Origin of the sequence: Acinetobacter sp. CFCC 11171, assembly GCF_003268405.1 — a bacterium.
Classification (GTDB): Bacteria; Pseudomonadota; Gammaproteobacteria; order Pseudomonadales; family Moraxellaceae; genus Acinetobacter; species Acinetobacter amyesii.
This window is the reverse complement of record NZ_LQXP01000101.1, coordinates 1-981: the sequence shown is the minus strand read 5'-3', so window position 1 is coordinate 981 and position 981 is coordinate 1. Positions and strand designations below refer to the sequence as shown.

Genomic DNA, 981 nt, shown 5'->3' with positions numbered 1-981 from the left:
GGGAATAACAGCAACTAAATTCAGTTGCATTTTTTAATTTCAGGGGACTATACTTAGTCGTAACTGAGTAGGGCTAAAATATGGGTAAAACGGAAAAGTTATTGGAAAAATTTGGAAATTCAAAAAATACGTTTCCATATAAAGATTTAGTCGTTTTACTGAGCCAGCTCGGCTATGAAAAATTTGAAATGGCAGGCTCTCGTGTTCGGTTTTTTAATGAAAAAACTGAACATATGATTTTACTGCATAGACCACACCCTGAAAATGAAATCAAAGGTGGGGCATTGAAAGCTGTAAAACAGGCACTCAAGCAGGAGGGATTTTTATGAGCTATTTAAAATACAAAGGTTATCTCGGAACAATTGAGCCTGATCTTGAAACAGGTGAGTTATTTGGAAAACTTGCTTTTATTCGTGATCTTATCACCTATGAAGCGGAAACTTTAAAAGCCCTTGAGAAAGCTTTTCAGGAATCTGTAGACGGCTATTTAGAATCATGTGCTGAACTAGGAAAATCTCCTGATCAACCATTCAAAGGCACTTTTAATGTCCGTATTAGCCCTGAATTGCACCGTAAGGCGGTTTTAGCATCAAGTAATTCTCTAAATGCCTTTGTCAGTGATGCGATTCAAGAAAAGTTAATGCGTTTAGGTGCGTAATTTATTGAAGCCTAGGCTACTACCTAAAAATTGAAAAACTCAGCAAAAATGGGAGCTTAAAGCTCCCATTTTTAGTTTTGTATAAGGTGTATTATGTTAATTTTAGGAAATCTAAATACTCTTTTGATTCATACTTCTTTAAAAACTTTTTTTCTAAGCCATAGCGAAACTGTCACTAAGGCAATCAATACAGGCACTTCAACAAGCGGTCCAATCACTGTTGTGAAAGCTACAGGTGAAGCTAATCCAAAAGTGGCAATCGCTACAGCCAGTGCTAATTCAAAATTATTGCCTGCCGCAGTAAAGGAAATAGCAGTCGTTTT

The 981-nt window shown here is 36.4% G+C and carries 3 protein-coding genes; 2 read left to right on the top strand and 1 reads right to left on the bottom strand.

The window, feature by feature from the left end:
- The first annotated feature begins 80 nt into the window (after window positions 1-80).
- Together AVJ20_RS18030 and AVJ20_RS18025 are read left to right on the top strand one after the other, a co-directional pair.
- Window positions 81-329: a type II toxin-antitoxin system HicA family toxin gene (locus AVJ20_RS18030; protein WP_004812233.1), complete on the top strand. Its 249-nt coding sequence runs from the start codon at window positions 81-83 to the stop codon at window positions 327-329.
- Window positions 326-658 carry a type II toxin-antitoxin system HicB family antitoxin gene (locus tag AVJ20_RS18025; RefSeq protein WP_004812232.1) on the top strand — a complete coding sequence of 111 codons (333 nt, stop codon included), beginning with the start codon at window positions 326-328 and terminating at the stop codon, window positions 656-658. Before AVJ20_RS18030 ends, AVJ20_RS18025 begins: the two co-directional genes overlap by 4 nt.
- A gap of 128 nt (window positions 659-786) precedes the next feature.
- Here the strand turns inward: AVJ20_RS18025 and AVJ20_RS18020 are convergent.
- On the bottom strand, window positions 787-981 hold a 195-nt coding region (locus AVJ20_RS18020), incomplete at its 5' end, for an arsenic resistance protein (protein ID WP_416240557.1).

Excerpts from the sequence above, each read along its gene's own strand:
- AVJ20_RS18030 (WP_004812233.1), top strand. The coding sequence starts at position 81 with ATGGGTAAAACGGAAAAGTTATTGGAAAAATTTGGAAATTCAAAAAAT.
- AVJ20_RS18025 (WP_004812232.1), top strand. The coding sequence starts at position 326 with ATGAGCTATTTAAAATACAAAGGTTATCTCGGAACAATTGAGCCTGAT.